General features: G+C 71.6%; 15 protein-coding genes. 14 read left to right on the top strand and 1 reads right to left on the bottom strand.

The window, feature by feature from the left end; genetic code table 11:
- The first annotated feature begins 61 nt into the window (after positions 1–61).
- From SLINC_RS50130 to SLINC_RS04535, 3 genes are all read left to right on the top strand, one after another.
- The gene (locus SLINC_RS50130; RefSeq protein ID WP_261340685.1) at positions 62–1210 is read left to right on the top strand and encodes an ice-binding family protein; all 1149 of its coding nucleotides are present in this window, start codon (positions 62–64) and stop codon (positions 1208–1210) included.
- Between the two features lie 97 nt (positions 1211–1307).
- Entirely contained in the window at positions 1308–2063 is a 756-nt protein-coding gene (locus SLINC_RS04540; RefSeq protein ID WP_079164403.1) for a DUF5819 family protein, read from the top strand.
- Positions 2053–3147: an HTTM domain-containing protein gene (locus tag SLINC_RS04535; protein ID WP_079164402.1), complete on the top strand. Its 1095-nt coding sequence runs from the start codon at positions 2053–2055 to the stop codon at positions 3145–3147. Before SLINC_RS04540 ends, SLINC_RS04535 begins: the two co-directional genes overlap by 11 nt.
- Before the next feature lie 217 nt (positions 3148–3364).
- Here SLINC_RS04535 and SLINC_RS04530 read toward each other — a convergent pair whose 3' ends face one another.
- Positions 3365–4819 (bottom strand): glyceraldehyde-3-phosphate dehydrogenase, encoded by a 1455-nt coding sequence (locus SLINC_RS04530; protein ID WP_067427081.1) that lies wholly within the window; start codon positions 4817–4819, stop codon positions 3365–3367.
- Between the two features lie 174 nt (positions 4820–4993).
- Here SLINC_RS04530 and SLINC_RS04525 point away from each other — a divergent pair, with 174 nt between their 5' ends.
- The 11 genes from SLINC_RS04525 to SLINC_RS04475 all read left to right on the top strand — a co-directional run bounded on the left by SLINC_RS04525 (position 4994) and on the right by SLINC_RS04475 (position 19948).
- Entirely contained in the window at positions 4994–5506 is a 513-nt protein-coding gene (locus SLINC_RS04525) for a RipA family octameric membrane protein (RefSeq protein WP_107406553.1), read from the top strand.
- Positions 5507–5600: 94 nt separating this feature from the next.
- Positions 5601–6095: a hypothetical protein gene (locus tag SLINC_RS04520; protein ID WP_067427077.1), complete on the top strand. Its 495-nt coding sequence runs from the start codon at positions 5601–5603 to the stop codon at positions 6093–6095.
- 313 nt (positions 6096–6408) lie between these two features.
- The gene (locus SLINC_RS04515) at positions 6409–6828 is read left to right on the top strand and encodes a hypothetical protein (protein ID WP_152038971.1); all 420 of its coding nucleotides are present in this window, start codon (positions 6409–6411) and stop codon (positions 6826–6828) included.
- Between the two features lie 17 nt (positions 6829–6845).
- Positions 6846–8864: an Hsp70 family protein gene (locus SLINC_RS04510; RefSeq protein WP_067427071.1), complete on the top strand. Its 2019-nt coding sequence runs from the start codon at positions 6846–6848 to the stop codon at positions 8862–8864.
- Complete coding sequence (locus tag SLINC_RS04505) at positions 8845–10365, top strand: hypothetical protein (RefSeq protein ID WP_067427068.1); 1521 nt, start codon at positions 8845–8847, stop codon at positions 10363–10365. Before SLINC_RS04510 ends, SLINC_RS04505 begins: the two co-directional genes overlap by 20 nt.
- Positions 10362–11912, top strand: a complete 1551-nt coding sequence (locus SLINC_RS04500; protein WP_067427065.1) for a hypothetical protein — start codon at positions 10362–10364, stop codon at positions 11910–11912. Before SLINC_RS04505 ends, SLINC_RS04500 begins: the two co-directional genes overlap by 4 nt.
- A complete protein-coding gene (locus tag SLINC_RS04495; RefSeq protein ID WP_152038970.1) occupies positions 11893–12180 on the top strand; it encodes a hypothetical protein in 288 nt (95 codons plus the stop codon). The genes SLINC_RS04500 and SLINC_RS04495 overlap by 20 nt, the downstream gene beginning before the upstream one ends.
- 55 nt (positions 12181–12235) lie before the next feature.
- Positions 12236–14119, top strand: coding sequence for a tetratricopeptide repeat protein (locus SLINC_RS04490; protein ID WP_067427059.1), 1884 nt, complete (start codon positions 12236–12238; stop codon positions 14117–14119).
- A complete protein-coding gene (locus SLINC_RS04485; RefSeq protein WP_067427056.1) occupies positions 14116–15858 on the top strand; it encodes a TIR domain-containing protein in 1743 nt (580 codons plus the stop codon). Before SLINC_RS04490 ends, SLINC_RS04485 begins: the two co-directional genes overlap by 4 nt.
- On the top strand, positions 15855–17492 hold the full coding sequence (locus tag SLINC_RS04480; RefSeq protein WP_067427053.1) for a tetratricopeptide repeat protein: 1638 nt from the start codon (positions 15855–15857) through the stop codon (positions 17490–17492). Before SLINC_RS04485 ends, SLINC_RS04480 begins: the two co-directional genes overlap by 4 nt.
- The gene (locus SLINC_RS04475; protein ID WP_067427050.1) at positions 17417–19948 is read left to right on the top strand and encodes a tetratricopeptide repeat protein; all 2532 of its coding nucleotides are present in this window, start codon (positions 17417–17419) and stop codon (positions 19946–19948) included. Before SLINC_RS04480 ends, SLINC_RS04475 begins: the two co-directional genes overlap by 76 nt.
- The last annotated feature ends 62 nt before the right edge of the window (positions 19949–20010 follow it).

Genomic DNA, 20010 nt, shown 5'->3' with positions numbered 1-20010 from the left:
GGTAATCGCCGCTGCCGTAATCGCGGTGACGCCGACACGCGCAAATGCCATCGCCAGCCCTGTGCCTCTGGGCACGGCAGCCAGTTACGGAGTGCTGGGTGGTGCGACGGTCACCAACACCGGCCCCACGGTGGTCAACGGTCTCAACGTCGGCGTGAGCCCCGGGCCGGCCATCACCGGGTTCTTCGCGTCCGACGGAGGGCCCGGCATCGTGACCCCGCCCGGGTCCCTGCACACGACCGACGCCCACGCGGCCCAAGCCAAGAGCGACCTGACCACGGCATACAACCAGGCCGCCGGCCAGACTCTGACGAACGCGGTGTACAACGACGCTCCCCACGAGTTCGGTGGCCAGACGCTGACGGCAGGCCTCTACAGGGCGAACAGCTCCGCACAGATCACCGGCACACTCACCCTGGACGCCCAGGGCGACCCCAGTGCCGTCTGGGTGTTCCAGATCGGTTCGAGTCTGACGACGGCAGCCGAGAACAGCACGGTGAGCCTCGTCAACGGTGCCTCGCCGTGCAACGTGTACTGGCAGGTCGGCAGTTCGGCCACGCTCGGTACCAACACCTCGTTCGTGGGCACCGTCATGGCCGACACTTCGATCACCGCCACCACGGGGGCGACCATCAACGGCCGGCTGCTGGCCGACGCGGGCGCACGCGGTGACGGCGCCGTGACGCTGGACTCCAACAGGATCTTCCAAGGGCCGTGTGGGACCGGTGGCACCACCGGCGGTCTGGTCTCGGGTGGTGTGATCGCCGGTGCCACGACCGGTGGCGCCACAGCAGGCACCTCGGGCAGCACCACGGTCGGCGTCATCGGCGGCGTGCCGACGGGCGGCGGAACCGGTGGTGCCCTGGGCGGTCTTCTCGGCGGCGTCCTGACGACCGGGGGCACCACCGGTGGCCCCGGCGGCGCCATCGCGGGCACCACCACAGGCGGTTCCACGGGTGGCTCCAACGGCGGCTCCACAGGCGGCTCGACGGGTGGCGGCCACGGCGGCACGACCGGTGGAAACGGCCATGACCATCACGGCGAGAAGCCCGGCAAGCCCGGTCACCATGACCACGGCGGGAAGCCGGATGATCACGGCAAGCCCGATGGCCATGGCGGTTACGGCGTCAAGCCTGACGAGCACGGCAAGCCTGACAAGCACGAGGAACATGGCAGCGATCACGGAGAGCACGACCAGAAGCCTGCCTAGCTCCATGTGAGCGGGCAGGACGGGCGGCGCGCGTCGGATCGTCATCGATTCCGTCGCGCGCCGTCGGTGGAAGCTCAGAAGAAGCGGAGAAGCCGGGATGGAAAGGCCGGGTGGGGCCGTGCAAGGCGGCGTTGAATTGGTGGATGTCGACGAAGCGGACCGGCCCGGCGCCGAGTCGGCCCCTGACAGGGGCGAGAGACCTGTCGTGCCAGGGGTTTCTGACCGTCCGCTCCGCCTCGTGAAGGTCCTGAATGCGGGAACGCGAGCCGCCGTGGTCCTGTGCCTGGCGACGGCCCTGGTCCACGTGCTCCTGGTGTTTCTGCACGTGGCACCCCCGAACCCCGTCTCTCAGCAGTACAGCCGCCAGGTCAATGCGTGGGTCCTCCCCCTGTTCGAGCAGAACTGGCGGCTCTTCGCGCCGGATCCGGAGTCGGTCAACCGGCAGATCTCGGCGAGGACCATGCACACCGCCCCGGACGGCAGCGTGCAGGTGAGCAACTGGTTCGACCTGACCGCTGTCGACAACTCGGCGGTGAAGCACAACGCGTTCCCGAGCCATACGGCACAGAACACGCTGCGACGGGCCTGGAGTTCGTACCTCGAAACCCACGGTGGCGACGATCAGGCCCGCTCGCCGCGGGCGCTGATGATCCAGCGGTATCTGACCAACATCGCCGCAGATCGCATCTCCCGCCACGGCGGCGGCATCTTCGAGTCCGTCCAGCTACGAGTGATCACCGTGCCCATCGCCGCGCCGGCCGCAGTCGGCGGGCCGGGCTCAGCCACCGCCACGCCGAAGCCTGTCGATACGCGGTATCTGCCCTGGTGGAAGGTGGACTCCCATGGAAACTGAGCAGACACGCTCGCCGTACCCGCGTATCCCCGAAGGGGCGGACGCAGGCATGCCGCGCCGCGCACCGGAGCGGATCGGCGCGTTGCTCACCGTCCTGACCGAGCGGCCGGTCTCCCTCTACGCCGCGGCGGTTCTGCGCATCGGCTACGGACTTCTCTACCTTGTCTTCCTGCTGCGCGAGTTTCCGCACCGCGACGAGATCTGGGGGCCCGGGTCACCGTGGACCCCCGAGCTGGCCAGGCAACTGTTCGACCAGACGGGGTGGGCCAGCATCCTCACCCTGTCCGACAGCCGACCGTACTTCGAGGCCTGTTACGCAGCAGCCCTCATCACGTCCGCACTGTTCATGCTGGGCTGGCGGACCAGAGTGATGTCCGTGATCTTCGCGGTCATGGTCGCGTCCTTCCACGCCAGGGCGATCTTCATGACCGACGGAGGAGACAACCTCGTCCTCCTCATGGCCGTGTATCTCGTCTTCACCGCGTGCGGCCGACGCTGGTCCCTGGATGCGCGCAGGGCCCGACTGCGAGCCTCCGCGGCGAAGGTGAAGACCGGCTCGGCGGGCCCGACTTTGACCGCCGTGCTCCACAACTGCGGCATGTTCGTCATCGCGGCCCAGGTCTGTGTCCTCTACGGGTCCGCGGGTCTTTACAAGGTGCAGGGCGGCTCCTGGGGCAACGGGACCGCCCTCCACTACGTCGTGAACCTCGACCTGTTCCGGCCCTGGCCCGAGCTCTCGCGCCTGGCCGACGAGCACGAGGTACTGATCGCCATCGCCTGCTATCTGACGGTGCTGTTGCAGGTCGCGTTCCCGTTCGTCCTGTTCGGACGGCTCAAGTACCCGGTCTTGACCATGCTGTTGGGCATGCACCTGGGTATCGCGGTGCTCATGGGGCTCCCGCTCTTCTCCGGCGCGATGATCGTGGCGGACGCCGTGTTCCTGCCGGACCGCTTCTATCGGCGCGTGGGACTGTTGCTGCGGCGCATTGGCCGGTCGACCCATGTCGGGGAGGCGGGGGTCTCGCCCCGCGGAGAGTCTGCACTCGTGCCGCCGCAGCCTGCACCATCGCCATCGGGCCACTGAGGGCCACTGTGGTGAGCGCGACGAGCGGTCCGAGAACGAGCAGGGCAAGACCACCAGACAGATGGCGCCAACTCCGATTGCGCTGAGGCGGCAACGAAATCGCTGGCGTGACGCTACGACATGTCTACGACAGCTTCTCAGCGGATCGGGTCTCCAGGCCATGCCGCGACCCGCCCCGGATCGGCAGGGCAGGCCGCTGGCAGCTATGGCAGTGACGTCAGGCCGCCGGGCCCGGGAACGTCGGGTACTCCACCCCGGAGACGTGCTGGACGACCCGGATGACCTGGCAGGAGTAGCCGAACTCGTTGTCGTACCAGAGGTAGAGGATGGCGTTGTCGCCGTCGACCTTGGTGGCCCCGGCGTCGACGATCGAGGCGTGGCGGGAGCCGATGAAGTCGCTGGAGACGGCGTCGGGGGCGGTGGTGAAGTCGATCTGACGCTTGAGCGGCGAGGTCAGGGACACCTCGCGGAGGTGGTCGAGGACCTCCTCGCGGGTGGTCTCGCGGCCGAGCCGCAGGCTGAGGATCGCGATCGAGACGTCCGGCACGGGGACCCGGATCGAGCTGCCGGTGATCGGCGCCTTGAGGTCGGGCAGCGCCTTGGCGACGGCGGAGGCGGCGCCGGTCTCGGTGATGACCATGTTGAGCGGCGCGGAGCGGCCCCGGCGGTCGGCCTTGTGGTAGTTGTCCAGCAGGTTCTGGTCGTTGGTGAACGAGTGGACGGTCTCCACGTGGCCGCGCAGCACACCGTACTCGTCGGCCATCGCCTTCAGCGGCGGGACGATCGCGTTGGTGGTGCAGGACGCGCAGGACAGGATCTGCTCGTCCGGCTTGATGGTGTCGTGGTTGACGCCGTGCACGATGTTGGGGACGTCGCCCTTGCCCGGCGCGGTCAGCACGACCTTGTCGATGCCGGGACGCAGGTGCTGCGAGAGGCCCTCGCGGTCGCGCCAGTTGCCGGTGTTGTCGATGAGGATGGCGTTGTTGATGCCGTACGCGGTGTAGTCGACCTCGGACGGGTCGTTCGCGTAGATCACCTTGATCGCGTTGCCGTTGGCGATGATCGTGCTGTCCGTCTCGTCGACGGTGATCGTGCCCTGGAACTGGCCGTGGATGGAGTCGCGGCGCAGCAGCGAGGCGCGCTTGACGAGGTCCCCGTCGGCTCCCGTGCCGCCCCCGCGGACGACGATGGCGCGCAGCCGCAGGCCGTTGCCGGAACCGGTCTTCTCGATGAGCAGCCGGGCGACGAGGCGGCCGATGCGGCCGAAGCCGTAGAGGACGACGTCACGCGGCTCACGGCGCTCGATCCTGTCGGCACCCGTGGCGCCGGCGACCGCCTCGGCGGTGAACTCCTCCACCGACAGACCGCGGTCGTCGGCCTGGTAGGTCGCGGCGAGCATCCCGAGGTCGATCTGGGACGGACCGAGGTCGAGTGTGGTGAGCGCCCGCAGGAACGGCAGCGTCTCGGTGACCGAGAGCTCCTCGCCGGCGATCTGACGGGCGAAGCGGTGGGTCTTGAGGATGCTCACCACCGACTTGTTCACCAGGGAGCGGCTGTGCAGCAGGACGGTGACGTCCCGCTCGCGGTGCAGCCTCCCGATGAGGGGGATCATCGACTCCGCGATCTCCTCGCGGGTCTTCCAGTCGGTGAACGAGTCGTCGTTGACAGTCACAGTCTCTATCTTTCGAGCTAGGCGGCGCTCATATGTTAAACCCATGGTCGGGCCGGTCGGTCGTGGGGGTCCGGAACGGGCCGGGCGTGGGGCGACGAGCGGACCGTCCCGGGGTGATCGGCTTGTGGGCGGATTCGGTGGTGGCGCGCACCGGCGGTGGGGAATGATGCCGCCATGGCGGAGATCAGTGAGCTGCTCTGGAACGACGGCGTCGGCGAGTCCGCCTATCGGGAGGGGGCCGCGTCCTACCAGTCGGCGGTCATCGAGCAGTACAAGCTGTGCGTGGAGATGGCCGACCGGGTCGCCGCCCGCCGCAATCTGGCCAACACGTTCTTCCTGACTCTCAACAGTGCCCTCGTCGCCGCCCTCGGCACCTGGATGTCCGGAGCGAAGCCGCCCGAGCCGCCGGTCCTGGTCCTCGTGGCGGGACTGCTGGTCGTGCTGGCGGTCTGCACCGCGTGGTGGTTCACGGTCCGGTCCTACCGGCAGCTGAACTGGGGGAAGTTCAAGGTCATCGAGGCCTTGGAGGAGCGGCTGCCGGCCCGCGCCTTCGTCTCCGCCGAGTGGAAGATCCTCGAAGAGGGGCGCAACTGGCGGGTCTATACGCCGCTGGTTCATGTCGAGCGGTGGGTTCCCGTCATCTTCGGGGTCGCCTACGTGCTCGGGTTCGCCGCTCTGGCGTGGTGAGGCGGAACGGAAAGGCCGCCGGCTCCCCGGGGGACCGGAGTGACCGACCGGTAAGGTGCGCTTGAGGGTTCCCGGTGCGCAGGAGGATCGACACGTGGTCACGATTGCCGTCACCGGGCACATGGACCTGGCCCCGGAGGCGGCCGGTGCCGTCCGCGCCTCCCTTCGCACCCTGCTGTCGGGCCTGGGCGGTGCGGGCATCGAGGGGCGCTCGTGTCTGGCCCGCGGGGCCGACACCCTCTTCGCCGAGGAGGTCCTCGCCCTCGGTGGACGGCTGACGGCGATCATCCCGTCCCGCGACTACCGGGAAACGGCCGTGCTCGCGGAGGACCTCGCGCGCTTCGACGCCCTGCACGCCGCCGCCGACGTGATGGTCATGCCGTACGCCCACGCCGGACGCGAGGCCTACGAGGCGGCCAACCGCAGACTGCTGGAGGGGGCACAGCGGCTCGTGGCCGTCTGGGACGGCAGTGCCCCCTCCGGTCGCGGCGGCGGCACCGCGGACGCGGTCGCCGAGGCCCGTGCGGCCGGGATCCCCGTGGACGTGATCTGGCCCGTCGGCGCCCGCAGGACGGGCGCCGAGAACTGACGGCCCCCACCGGGCAGGGGTCCTGACCGGTTTGTATCCGCCGATGGCCGGAACAAGGTGTGTGCGGCTCGCGGGCGCCGTCGGACCTTGCGCACAGGACATTCACAAAGAGATCAAAGGTGCGCCAACTGTTGCGTACGGGCAGCGAGTTGTCCCCGTCCACCTCTACACTCCACACAACGTCACGGCTGTACACGGTCGTGCGCGTCGATGAAGACCGCGTCGGACCGGGGAGCCCGGGGGCTCGTTGCCCGGTGCGTCGCGTTGGTGAACGGGGACTTCTTTCATGCCCGGTCTCGACACAACCGGTCGCGTGCTGTTCAGGCTGCCGCTCGTCGTGCCCAGATCGACGGAGTACACGCGGCTGGGGGTGACACCCGAGGCGACGGCCGAGGAGATCCGCGCCGCGGCGGCCCGCTACGACACCGCACTCCAGGCGCGCGGTGCGAGCGAGGACGAGATCGCCGCCGCGCACGCGGTGAACCTGGAGAGCGCCGAGGCCCGCGCCGCACATGACGAACGGCATCCGCCCCTCTCCCTGCTGCGTCTCGAACCGACCTGGGAGCCGGTCCTCGACGAGCGGGACGCCGGAATGACCGTGCTGCGCAGGGAGACCGAGGCCTTCCTGGCGGCCGCCGGCGAGAGCGTCCACCACCCCACGGACACCACCCGAACCGACTTCACCGGCGACTTCACCCGCTGTCATCTGCTCGACGGCTTCGCCGGCGAGTGAACTCCGAAGGACCTTCCATGGAAGACGAGTTGCACCGGGTCGTCGGCATCGACCTCGGCACCACCTACTCGGCCGTGTCCGCCTACGACCCCGAGGACTTCGCCCCGAAGATCCTCGCCGACCCGGCCCGCGAGGGCGCGGCCGCCGTCGCCATGCCGTCGGTCATCCGCCTCGCCGCCACCGGCACGCTCACGGTCGGCCACGACGCCAAGGACGCCATCGGCGACGGCACCGCGGCGGCCGACACGCTGGTGGAGATCAAGCGGGAGATGGGAGCGGTGTTCACCCCGGAACTGCTCGACCACTTCGGCGCGCGGGGCCGGTACGTGGAGGACGACCCGGTGCGCGCCAGGCTCGGCGACGAGTGGCTGCGCCCGCAGGAGATCAGCGCTCTGGTGCTGATGAAAATGAAGCGGATCGCCGAGCAGTCGCTGGGCGGTGAGATCCACGACGCCGTGGTCACCGTGCCCGCCTACTTCATGGAGCGGCAGAAGAAGGCCACCGAGGAGGCGGCGCTGCTGGCCGGGCTCTATCCGCGCCAGCTCATCCCGGAGCCCACCGCCGCCGCCATCGCCTACGGTGTCGACCGGGCCGAGTCCGAACGGCAGATCTATCTGGTCTTCGACCTGGGCGGCGGCACGTTCGACGTGTCGATCATCGAGACCCGTGACGACGAGATCGAGGTCATCGCGACCGCGGGCGACCAGCGGCTGGGCGGCGGCGACTTCGACGACGCGGTCGCCGCGTGGATCGTCCGCGAACTGGGCGAGGCACTGCCCGCGGGCTTCGACCGGCTGCGGCTCAAGGCCGCGGCGGAGGCCGCCAAGCGTGAACTGTCCCTGCGGGGCACGACGACCGTCGACATCGGCGACGGACTCCCCACCCTGGAACTGGACCGGGCCGGTTTCGAGGGCCTGATCCGGCCGATCCTCGACCGGTCCCTGCACCAGGTCGACGAGGCCCTGAGGTTCGCCAAGGAAGCCAAGGGCGTGGCACCCGAGGACGTCAACGCGGTGCTCCTGGTGGGCGGTTCCACCCGTATCCCGCAGGTCAGGCAGATGCTCCTCGACCACTTCGACCAGGACGAGGGTTTCGTGCGCGGCGACGCCAACCCCGACACCCTGGTCGCCCGGGGCGCGGCCATCGTGGCCAACCGGTTCGAGGCGTCGCCCGCCTTCGACCTGGCGACCCGGCCGACCGCCGAGCGCTCCGCGGACGAACAGGACTACACCGTCACGCTGATCACCGAGCACACCCTCGGAGTCGGCGTCCAGCAGGGGCTGTTCAACCCGTTGATCGAGCGGGGCACCAAGATCCCCGCCCGCAAGGTGCAGACGTACACCAACCCCGATCAGGCCGACCGCATCGAGGCGGCCATCTACCAGGGCGAGGACAAGTACATCTTCGAGAACACCCTGATCGGCACGATCCACCTCGACGACATCGAGCCCCGGCCGGGCGGCTACCACCGGTTCGAGGTCGAGTTCTCGCTCGACGTGAACGGGCTGCTCGGTGTGCAGGTGACCCACACCAACACCGGGCGGGAGTACCAGGCCACCTTCGACCAGAGCACCACGATCGGCAAGGTCGACGAACTGGCCCAGAGGCGTGCGGCATTGCTGGGACTGTTCGAGACCGAAGGGCGCGTCGACACGGTCCGGTCCGCTGCTCCCGCAGAGCGGTTCACCGTCCCCGAACCCGTGACGCCGATGCCCGAAACGGCCTCGATCCCGGACCCCGTGACGATCCCCGACCCGGTATCGGTCCCGGACCCGATTCCGGCGCCGGTGCCGGCCCCGGCCGCGGTCACCGTCCCCGCGCCCGCCTCGCCCGAGATCGACCCCGCCGAGGTCCCGGCGGAGTACCGGCGCATGGTCAAGAAGGCGCTGCGGGCGGCCCGGAACGGAGACGCGCCGGCGCCTCTCGGCGACGCGCTGCGCGCCTTCATGGACGCCGTGCGCGCCGAAGCGGACGAGGACACGCTGGACGAACTCGCCGACCTGCTCGAGGACGCATATGACGACAGCCGACGGTGACTGCACGAAGGCCGTCGAGGAAGAGCTGGACGCCGAGTACGCCGGGGTCGGCTGGTGGGGCTCGCTCTACCGCGCGCCGCGCCGGCGCCGCTGGTACCGGCTCGTCCCGGTCGAGGAGATCAGCGGGCAGCAGCGCGTCGAACTGGCGGCCTGGCAGGACCGCCCGCGCCGCCCCGACCTGGTCCCCGTGGTGCCCGGAGAGCGGGGCGACCAGCGGCAGTTCGCGGGCCGCTGGTTCCAGGTCGTGTGCTACGAGAGCGACGCGCGGCGCAGCCTCGCCGACGCCGTCGCCGAGGACGCGCCGGTGGACCGGGCCGAAGCCGTGGCCGACGTCCTGCGCGCCTTCCCCGGCTGGCGCGAGGCGATCGGACCCGACCTGGTGGCCCTGCCCGCCGACGTGGTGCTGGCCGGACACCGCCCGCTGCTGCTGCCCCTGCCGGGGTGGGGCCCGCCGTCCCTCGGCGAGGTCTTCGACGCACCGGAACGGCTGGCGCATCTGACGCCGGAGGCGGTGCGCGGGCTGCCGCCCGGCGATCGCGCGCCCGGTCTGCACGCCCTGGGCGTCGTGGCCCGGCAGATCTTCGAGACCCTGCCCGACGACGACACCGCGCGCCTCTTCCGGCGCGCCGCCTGCGGCGCCGTCTTCGACGACCAGCGGCGCGACGGCCGGCTGCCGTCGTGGATGCGGAAGGTGGAGCCGGTCAGGACGGTCCGGGAACTGCTGCGCGACCTCACCGGCCCCCGGCCCTCGCACCAGCGGGCCACCGACCCGCTGCGCCTCGCCGACGCCCTGGACGAGGCGCGACGCGCCATGGACCCGAAGACGGCCGTACGGTCGCTGCGGGCCAGGGGCGAGCCGCGCCGGGCCGTCGCGCTCGCCCACGCCGCGCTGGTCGACAGGCCGGACTACGACCTCGTACTCCTCGCGGCCGAGATCGCCCGCGCGGACCTGCGCGAGCCGCTGGAGGCGCTGTCGCTGCTGGAGCGGGCCGTCCAGGCCGACCCGGGGCGCCCCGAGGCATACGCGGAACAGCTGTCGAGCATCGCGGGCCTGTGGTCCGCCGTGCTGGGGCGTCTGGCCGACGCCACCCACGGCTCCTTCACCGAACGGCTCCACACCACGGCCCACACCGCGTTCGACCGGCTGCCCCCGGGCGCACGCGGCGACAAGGCCCATGAGATGGCCCGCTGTCTCATCGCCCTGGGCCGCTTCGAAGAGGCGAACAGGTTCGTCCACCACTGGCTGAACGAGCTGCTGCCCGATGGCACGAAGCGGCTGATGTGGTGGCGCTTCGACCTCATGCTCGACTACGCCGACACCTTCCTGCTCCTCGACCGCGACGACTCGGCCGCCCAGGTCGCCGAAGAGGTCCGCAAGGGACTGCGCCGGGTCAGGGAGAACGGCCAGATGGGTCCGCGCGAGATTCACGAACACGGCATGCGGCTCGCGGACTTCGACCGGACGCTGCTGGAGAAACGGAACCGGGAGACGGGTGCGTGAACACGATTCTGCTGGCGGTCCTCCTGCCGTTGCTGCTCCTGTGGACCGTGGCCAGCGCCGGGTACTTCCTCGTCGTCCTGCCCCACCGCTGGCGGGAGCCGTACGAACAGTCCCTGGCCCTGCTCGACAGCGACGACCGCGATGAACTGGAGCGGGCCGACCGGCTGCTCGGGGACGCGGTCAACGCCGGGCCGCGGGGGCGGGCACTGGACCGGATCCGCTTCGCCCAGGCCCACGTCCGCGCGATGCTCGGGACCTACGACCCGAGCCGCTACGGCGCCTCCGCGACCGTCCTCGACGAACTGATCGCCGCCCAGGGCCGCACCGAGCACACCGCCTACCTCGAACTCTGGGTGCAGGCACGGCTGGAGAACCACGCCCGTGTCACCGATCTGTACGCCGAACACCGCACCCTGCTGGACCCCCGTCCGGACAGCCGCCGGATCGCCGCCGTCTCCCACCTCCACCTGGCCGTCGGCCACTGGCGGCGGCGGGAGACCGACGGCGCGCTGCACCACTTCGACCGGGTCCGCGAACTCGGCGAGCTCACCGACCGCATCCCGCCGGAGGTGAACGACCTCCAGCTGGTCAAGGGCGTCCAGGCCGTGTTCGACGGGCGGACCGACGAGGCCCGGGAGGCGTTCGGGGCCGCCCGGAAGCGGGCGGACGAACAGGGACTGCCCATGGTCGAGGCCGAGGCGGGAATCCTCGTCTGCGACTGGCAGGACGGCGACCCGGACCGGCTGGGCGAGCGGCTCGACCGGCTGGCCGAGCAGGCGGCCGCGCTCCCGGCGGAGGACGACCGCCGCGGCGACCTGGGGACCGGTATCGCGGTGCTCAGGCTGCTCGTCCTGCTGCGGGAGTGGCTGGCCAGGCCCGCACTGTCCGGGGCTCCCTCACCCGTCGACTTCCAGGAGCTGGAGCGCCGTGCGGGCGCGCTGCGCGAGGCCGACCCCGAACTCGGCGACGCCGACCTCGTCGAGGGACTGGTCCGCTACCACTTCGCCCTGAACCAGCCGGAGCGCGAGAAGGCCCTCGCCGTCCTCGACCGGGGCGTCGCTCTCGCCAAGGGCGTCGGCCTTCCCGAAGTCGTGGACCTGATGGAACGCGAGCGGGCCCTCGGCGGCGAGGGAGACGCCATCTCGCGCTATCTCGCTCTGATCGGGGAGTTCCTCGACGACCCCGGACGCTCCGAGGAGGACCGGATCCATTTCCGGCGCCTCAAGGCCAGGTTCACCCCCTTCGGCGACCCGGGGGAGCTGCCCGAGGACGCCGTCCCGCACCAGCGGGCCCCGCTGGAGGACCAGCGGCGCCGTTCGGAGGCGCTGCGCCGCCGCATCGAACTCATCGTCTACCCGAGGATCCGCGACCTCGCCGACGACGCCCCCGCCAAGCAGGCACTGCGCGGGCTGCTGGACGAACTCGACCGGGCCACCGAGGCGGCGGCCGAGGGTGCCGGGGTCCTGCACGAGGCGGAGCTGCGGCTCGTCACCAGTACCGCACAGACGCTGTTGCCCGAGGAGACCGATGACCAGCAATCCGCCTAGCCCGCGGCCCCGGACGGCGGTCCGCCGCGTGACCGCACTGCTGCCCCGCAGGCATCGCACCGCTGACGAGGCCGCACTGCTCGACCGGCTGCCGCCGATCCGGCACCGGCCCGCCCCGGACGAGGACCAGCTCTTCGAACAGGCCTCGCTCTCCCGGGTGTTGCTGCTGATGGCGCAGGTGGACCAGGAGTCCGAGTACCTGCTGTGCCGACAACTGGCCGAGCACGCTCTCGGTGCCGTACCCGAACCTGGCGTCCCGCCTGAGTGAGACACCCCTGACCCTCCACCTCGCGCAGTCGCCTTGCCACCCGGAAGGGGCACCCGTGACCGGCACCGGCCGTGACCACAGTTTCCAGGAGATCCGCCCGGTCCGGGCGTTGCAGACCCCCGCCTTCGAACTGGCCGAGGTCACCGTGCCCTCGGGCTTCGCGGAGCACGACCGACGGCTGGAGGAACTCGCGCAGGCGGCCGCCGCGCAGGTCGCCTCCCGCACCGAACTGCTGCTCGCCCCGCTCACCGACTCGCTGGTCGAGATGTCGCTGGACCTCGGCAACGGCTTCGAGGACCTCCTGGAGGACGCCCGCGCCAATGTCGGGGAAGAGAAGTACGGCCTCGCCCGGGAACTCCTGGAGGAGTACCTGGAGCAGTACCCGGACCACCACGAAGCCCGGTACCTGCGCGCGTACTGCATGTTCCACCTGGACGACGAGGAGCACGAGGAAGCCCTGCGGATCCTGCGCCCCCTGCGCGACGAGCAACTCGAACCAGGCCTGCGCGACCGGGTCGGACAACTGCGCCGCGAACTGCGCCGCCGTCTGACACCGGGGGAGATCACCGCCTACGCCACCGTCGTGAAGGCCAATCCGCGCAGGGCGTTCGCCCGGCTGGAGACATTTCTGGAACTGGCGCCGGAGGAGGGCACCCTCTCCTATCTCCTCGCCCTCGGCCAGGCGCGCGACGGCGACCTGGACAAGGCCCTCGCCACCGCCGAGCGCGGTGCCGCGGAGGCGGACGGAGACCGGGAGCAGGTCGCCGCGCTGGCGCGCCGGCTGCGCCTGGCCCTGCTGGCCCCGGCCGTCCGGCCGGTCGTCGAGGCGCTCAAGCAGGGGGCCCTGTACCAGGCCCGTTCGATGCTGGCCGGTGTCGAACCCGGCCGGCCCAGGGCCGTCGTACTCGAGGACCTCGACGCCTTCATCGGCCTGCTGATCGTCCGCCCGCACGAGACGCCGGTGCCCCAGCTGCCCTCCGAGCGCCTGAACGACCTGTACGCGCTGATCGCCGAGCCCGACACCCAGCAGGCCATGCTCCTGATGAACACCGGCCGCGTCGAACAGGCGGAGAACCTGCTCGCCCGGCAGCTGGCGCTGGTCCCCGGCTTCCCCTGGCTGAACTTCGCGTACGCCCTCTGCCTCCTGCGGATCGGCCGCCACCCGGACCGGGCCGCGGCCTGCGCCGAGATCGCCCAGCGGGACCCCACCATCACCCAGGGCCGGGAACTGCTGACGGCGATCCGGGGCTGGCAGGAGGCCCTGGTCATCAACCCCGTGGTGGAGGAGTACGTCAAGGCCATGGAGACCGTGCGAGGCGGAGCCTCCGTCAACGCCCTGAGCCTGCTGGGGACCCGCCTCGGCCTGCTCCAGCGCAGACTCCCCGAACTGCGCCGGGCCGCCCGCACCGAAGCCGGAACGCAGGTCGTCGAGGAACTCGGGAAGGCGATCGGCGACCGGCTCACGGAGATCGACGAGGCGACGGTCGTGGGCGCTCTGTTCGAGAAGTACGAACGCGTCATGTCCACGGTCCAGGGCGGCATCCGGACCGACCAGGAGGCGACCGGCCTGGCCGCCTCCCTGGACGCGCTGACCAAGGAGATCAGGACCGCCGGAAAACGTTCCGGGCAGACGACCTCCGTGCGCCGCCAGCTCGACGAACTGGCCAACGTCGTCTCCGCCCGCCGGAGCGAGGTCGACCGGGTGACGGCCTCCCTGAAGGTGTCCGCCCTAGTGCAGCGCTTCAACCGGCTGGCCGAGGAACAGACCTCCTCGTACTCCCGGTCGACGCGCCCGGATCCGTACCGGGTACGGGCCGAACTCACCGGCATCCTCCAACAGGCGACGGCACTGCGGAACGGCGGCAGGAAGACGCTGGAGGAGCGGGACCGGAAACTGCTCGACGACCTGATCGGCGCGATCTCCGGGACGCTGCGATGAACCCGCACGGACAGGCGGCACCGCCCGCGGATCACCAGTGGGACGTGTTCATCAGCTACGCCCGCGAGGACTACATCCAGGCCAAGGACCTCCAGGACGCGCTGCTCGAATGCGTGACCGCCGCCGGCACGACACCGCGGGTGTACCTCGACGTGTCCCGCACCGGCACCCCCGTCGGCGCGGACTGGCAGATCTACCTGGAGGAGGCGCTGCGCGGCAGCCGTCACTTCGTGGCGCTGTACTCGAAGAGGTACTTCGAGAAGGACGTCTGCCAGTGGGAACTGCACGAGGCGCTCAAGCTTCCGCTGACGGAGAGCGGCGGCTTCATCCCGCTGCTGATGGAGCCCGCGGCCGCCGAGAAGGTCCCCTACGTCGCGAACCGGATCAACTGGATCCCGATGACGCGGCCGCGCTGGATCGACGAGGTGCGCGGTGCCCTGCGCCTGCGGACCTCCGCGGCACGCCCCGTGCTCCGCTTCGAGACACCACCGGCCGACGCGGTCGTCGGCCACACGCTGCCGCCCCTGCGGGTGACCGGCTCGGCCCCGCAGGGCACACCCGTGGGCTCGGCCGGGGGCACCGTCACCCTCTCCGCCCAGCCGCCGGACGCCGGGCTGACCGGCACGCTCACCGTGCCGTTCACCGGGGGCACGGCCGTCTTCGAGGACCTCGCGTTCGCGTCGGCGGCGAGCGAGGTACGGCTCGACGCGACCGCGCCCGGGTGCGAACCGGCCACCACGGCGCCCTTCCGGATACGGGCGCCGGAACGTCAGCCGGACCTGGCGGGCAGCGGCCGGCCGACCCTCGCCGCGCGCGGCCGCCCGGTCTTCTTCCCCGACGGCCAGGCCCTGGCCGTGCTCGACGGACACACCCTCACGGTCCACACGGCGGCACACCGGACCGCCGGCACGGCCGACCTCAGGGAACGCCCCCGGCTGTGGGCCCACGGCCACACCTGCCTGGCCGTCGCCGACTGGTCGGGCCGGGTCCTCCTGGCGGCACCGGACGGCGAGATCCGGGTCTGGGACGTTCCCGCCCCCGAGGGCGCACGGTTCAACGTCCCGGGCGCCCTGTCCTTCGACGGGGACGTCCTGTACGTCGGCACATGGGCCGGGGCCGTGTGGTCCCTGTCCCTCGGCCAGACGCCGCCGCACCGGGTGGCGGCGCATCCGGCCGGTGTCCAGGTGCTGGCGGCCGAGGGCGGGAGGCTGCTGGTGGGCGGCCTCGACGGGACGCTCACCGACATCGGGGAGGGCCGCCGCGCCGAGGAGCGGAGTCTGGAGGCCGTGCTTCTGTCGCTCACCCGGGTACGGGACTTCGCCCTCGTCGTCGGTGAACACCGGGTACACCGCTGGGATCTGACGGAAGGTCAGCTCCTTCAGGTCGCCCAGCCCGTGGCGCCGGTCACCGGCGTCCTGCCGGGCGAGGAGCTGACGGCGATCGTCGACGCGGAGGGCCACGGCGTCTCGTTCGACGCCGAGCTGGCCGTACGCGTCGGCTTCCACACGGTGCCGGGAGTCCGGCCGGTCGGCTCGGCCCGGCACGGGCGGCTGCTGGTCCTGGAACACCCCGACGGCTCCCACGCGCTGGTGCGGGACGGCCGTACCACCCATGTCTCCCCGCACCCTCTGGCCGTCTCCCCGGACGGACGGCGGGTCGCGGCGTCGGACGGCCGGCGGCTGCTGATCGTGCCGCCCGAGGAACTGGGCGACGCCGCCGAAGCGAAGGGACGGGCATGACATCCCGTACGGCGCTGGAGAACCGGCCCGACGTGCTGTGGCGGCGGGTCGCGCCCCTGTGGGAGCGCGCGGAGGAGGGAGTGCCGCTCACCCCCGGGCAGGCGGAGGCCCTCATCGAGGCGTTCTTCCGGATCGGCGTGCATCCCGGGACCGATCCGGTGACCGCGCTGACCCTGCTGTCCCGCGCTCACCGGCTGGACGCCGCGAACCCCAAGCACCCCTACCACGTGGGACTGCTCTACCTGCGCCACGGACGGGCCGAGGCCGCCGTCCGCTGGCTCACGGCGGCGGCCGCCCTGTCGCCGGTCAACCACCGGATCTGGGCCCACCTGAGCCTCGCGTACAAACGGCTCGACAAGCTGCGGCAGGGCACCCAGGACTACAAGGGCGAGCACGGCCGGCGGGCCGAGGAGATCACCGGGACCATCCGCGAGGGAGGCCACGCCTTCGACCCCGACGCCGAACACTCCGCGCTGCCGCTGCTACGGCCGGGAGAGTGTCGGTGGTCGGGCATCCACGACATGACGGCCGACGGCCGGCTGCGCGGCAACACCAGCGCGCGGACCCGGGACACGCTCCACGCCGAACTCGCCGAGATCGCCGGGCTGGCGGGCCGCCGCAGGGGCGGGACGGCCGCGTTCACCGTTCTCGCCACGCAGTGGCTCGTGTACGGCTACCCGGTCGCCACCGTGCGCCGGCTGGCCGAGCGGCTGCCCCCCGACGACGGACCGGCGACACGTCTGCTGCACCTGGTCTGCGAGCTGTTCGAGACCGACCCCGGCGCGCTCCCGGCCCGGCTCACGGACTGCCTGGCCGCCCGCTCGCTGCCCGACGTGCTGATCGCACTGATCCACCGGCAGCGGCTGCTGTGGCGCCCGCTGAGGTTCCCGGACCTGGGCGGTCACGCGGCGGCCAGGGCGTTCACCGACGGCGATCCCGACCGGCATGTGAAGGCGATGGGCGCGGCGTGGCGGACACTCGCCGCCGCGCCGCCGCAGCCGCTGGAGGACGTCCCGGACGAGCCCGCGCCCGCCGCCGCGCCGCCGACGGCGGGACCCGACGCACGGCTGGCGGAGCTGGAGGAGGCGGCGACCGGTCTCGGCGCGCTCCGGGACGACGCGCAGTCCCACGCCAAGCACCTGGCGTCCCAGGCGCTGACGGACGAGGCCGACTTCGCCACGATCTCGGGCGACCAGGAGCTGCTGACCCACCTGCTGGGCCGTCTGGAGACGCTGCGGCTGGAGTGGCTGGAGGACCTTCAGCGGTTCCAGAGCACCGAGCCCTCCGGCCTGGTGATGCCCTTCGACGCGTTCCAGCGGCGACTGACCGACTGCGAGGCGGAGTTCCAGGAACCCCTCGGCGGTGTGCGCACCGTCCTGAAGAGGCGCGTCGAGGGCAGGCTGAAGAAGCGGCGGCAGGAGTTCTCGACGGTCGCGCCCGCCCCCTCACCACAGGCGCGGGAACTCGACGACCGTCTGACGGCGCTGGAAGCACGGCGGTCCCGTGGCATCCAGGAGCCCGGCGCCGACGCCCCGCCCCGGAGGGCCCCGACGAGCGGTTGGCGGACTTCGAGCAGGGGGCCGACGACCTGGGCGCTCTGCTGGAGGAGGCGCTCGACCGGGCCAAGGAACTGAGCAAGGAGCCGGTGACCGACGAGGCCGCGTACGCGCGGACGCTCGGCGATCACGGATCCCTCACCGAGCTGGCCACCCGCTGGGAAAACGTGCGGCTCGCCCTGCTGGAGGAACTCCAGCGATTCCGGGACGCCGAACCCGCCGGACTGCTCATGCCGTTCGAGGAGTACCAGAAACGGCTGGAGAACTGTCAGGGGCGGCTCCAGCAGTCGCCGGGCAGCCTGCGCAAGGTCCTCGACAAGCGGGTCCGTGTCCGACTGGCCGCGAAGGAGCGGGAGTTCGCGACGGTCGGGCCGGACCCCTCACCCCGGGCCCGGGCGTTCGAGGAACGCCTCGCCGTCCTTGAGCGACGCACGACACCGCCGCCCTCGCCCACCGCACCGGCGCGGCCACCCTCCGCCCCCGCCCGCCCGGCCCAGCCTCCGCCCGCGCCCCCGCACGCGACCGCGGCCGAACAGGTGGCCCACGCCCTGGCCGTCGCCGAGCAGGCACTCGATGCGAACTTCGCCGAGGCCCGGCAGACCCTCGACGCCTACCCGGCGGCCCTGCGGCACCGCGAGGCGGTCGCCCTGCTGCGCGCCTATGTCGACGGGCACCAGGCGGAGGCCGAACTGCGGCTCGGACGGACCACGGCGGCGCGCCGCCGCTGGAACGCCATGCTCACCGACGACCCCCTGCACACCTCCGTGCTGCGCAACCTCGCGGTGGCGCACACCTCCGCGGGCGACCTGGGCCCGGCCGCCCAGGCGTGGCAGCGCCATGTCGAAGCGCTGTACCTGCGCGACCTGCTGCACGGCGACATCCGCCGTGGTGCCGCAGAGCGCGCCCAGGTGCACCGCGTGCTCGCCGGGTCCTTCGGCACGGCCCCGCTGTGCCGGGGACTGGGTCCGGGCGGCGAACAGGACGAGGACACCCGGCAGCTGACGCCCGTCCTGGCCGGCCGCGGCAAGGTCACCGTGGCCACCGCCCATCTGCGGCTGGAGGAGCTCAACCACCTCGTCTCCCACCACAGCCCCAGCCTCCTGCTCGGCGTCGACCGGTCCGCCGGCGAACCCGAGACGACCGCCGCCCTTCAGCGCCGTACGGCATTCGTCTCCACGGCGGTACAGGTGCTCCCCGCCCGGGTCCGCGACCCCTTCGAGAAGCTCTGCCTGCGCCTGCTCGAACAGGCGCACCAGGACGTCTCGGGCGGCAAGGGACGCGCCCGCCGCCCGGACGACGAGACGGAGGAACAGGCACATCTGCTCTGGGCGCGCGGCAGGGTCCTGTGGAAGGTGGCCGTCAGGGACGCCGTCACGGCTCCGGAGGCCGACTGGGCGATGACCGAGTACTCCGGTGACGTCATCGACAACCTGCGCCTCATCGACGACCTGCCGGTGGACCCGACGGACGACCTGGTGGCACGGACCATCCGGCAACTCGGCTCCCGGGACGATCCCGCGGTCTTCGCCAAGCGCCTCAACGAACTCTCGGAGCTCGCCGCGAACTTCGCGATCACACGGATCATCGAGGCGGCCGAGGAGAAGACCGGCGCCGACGCGCAGGAGTTCCCCGTCCGCTTCCGGCGCGTGGCGCGCTCGTGGGCACGCAGCTCCGTTCCCGACCTCTACACCGACCTTCTCGACGACCCGCGACAGCTGTACCAGCCCTCGGCCCGCACCGCGTTCGGGATCCTCCAGGAATCCGGCGAACCGGCCAACGACCGGGAACGCGACATCGTCGCGGCCGCGGTGACCGGAATGCGGCGCTGGACGGACCGCCTGCCCGGAGCCACCGGCCCCGCCCGCGCCCTGGCCCGGCTCCTGGGCAGCCTGGGCCGTCACGACGAGATGGCCGAGGTGCTGACCAGGGCCAGGGAGGAGGCCTTCAGCGAACGGGGCAGGCAGCACCTCGCCCTGGAGTTCGTCCAACTGGACATCGCGCGGGGCCGGTTGGCCGAAGCCGCGCGGGAAACCCGCGCGCTGCTGGCGGCCAGGCCCGACGACGAGCCGCTGCGGGGGCTGCTGACGCAGGTCTACAACCGCTGGATCCAGGCCGACGCGGACCTTCCCGACCCCGCGTGGATCACCCGGGACTTCGCACGGTGGACGGACCCCGAGATCGTGCGAAACCGGCGGATCCTGGAGGTGAACGCGGCGCTGGCGCGGCACGGAGCCCGCCCGGAGGGCAGCGGTGTGGCCCGGCTCGTGCAGGATCTGAGCGCGATCCGCGAGGCGGACCCCGAACACGTCGAGGCGCTGCGCCAACTCGCCCATGCCCGGCTGGCCCAGGCACGGGAACTGCGGGAGCAGATCCGCGGCGTCGCCGGAAAACGCCGCAAGGAACTGCGAGGCCTCTACGACCACGTCCACGCGGAGTGCCTGCGCTGCGCCGAGGAGGTGCTGCCGCTCGTCGAGGGGGAGCAGCGGGAGGGCATCCTGGCGATCCTGCGCCAGATCCGCCCTGATCGTTCTTGACGTGCCCTTCGGCCGTGCCTAAGGTCCACCCGGCACGTCCGACGGCGGACGGGAAATGGCAG

This window comes from Streptomyces lincolnensis (assembly GCF_001685355.1).
Taxonomy (GTDB): domain Bacteria; phylum Actinomycetota; class Actinomycetes; order Streptomycetales; family Streptomycetaceae; genus Streptomyces; species Streptomyces lincolnensis.
This window is presented reverse-complemented; position numbering and strand designations above follow the sequence as displayed.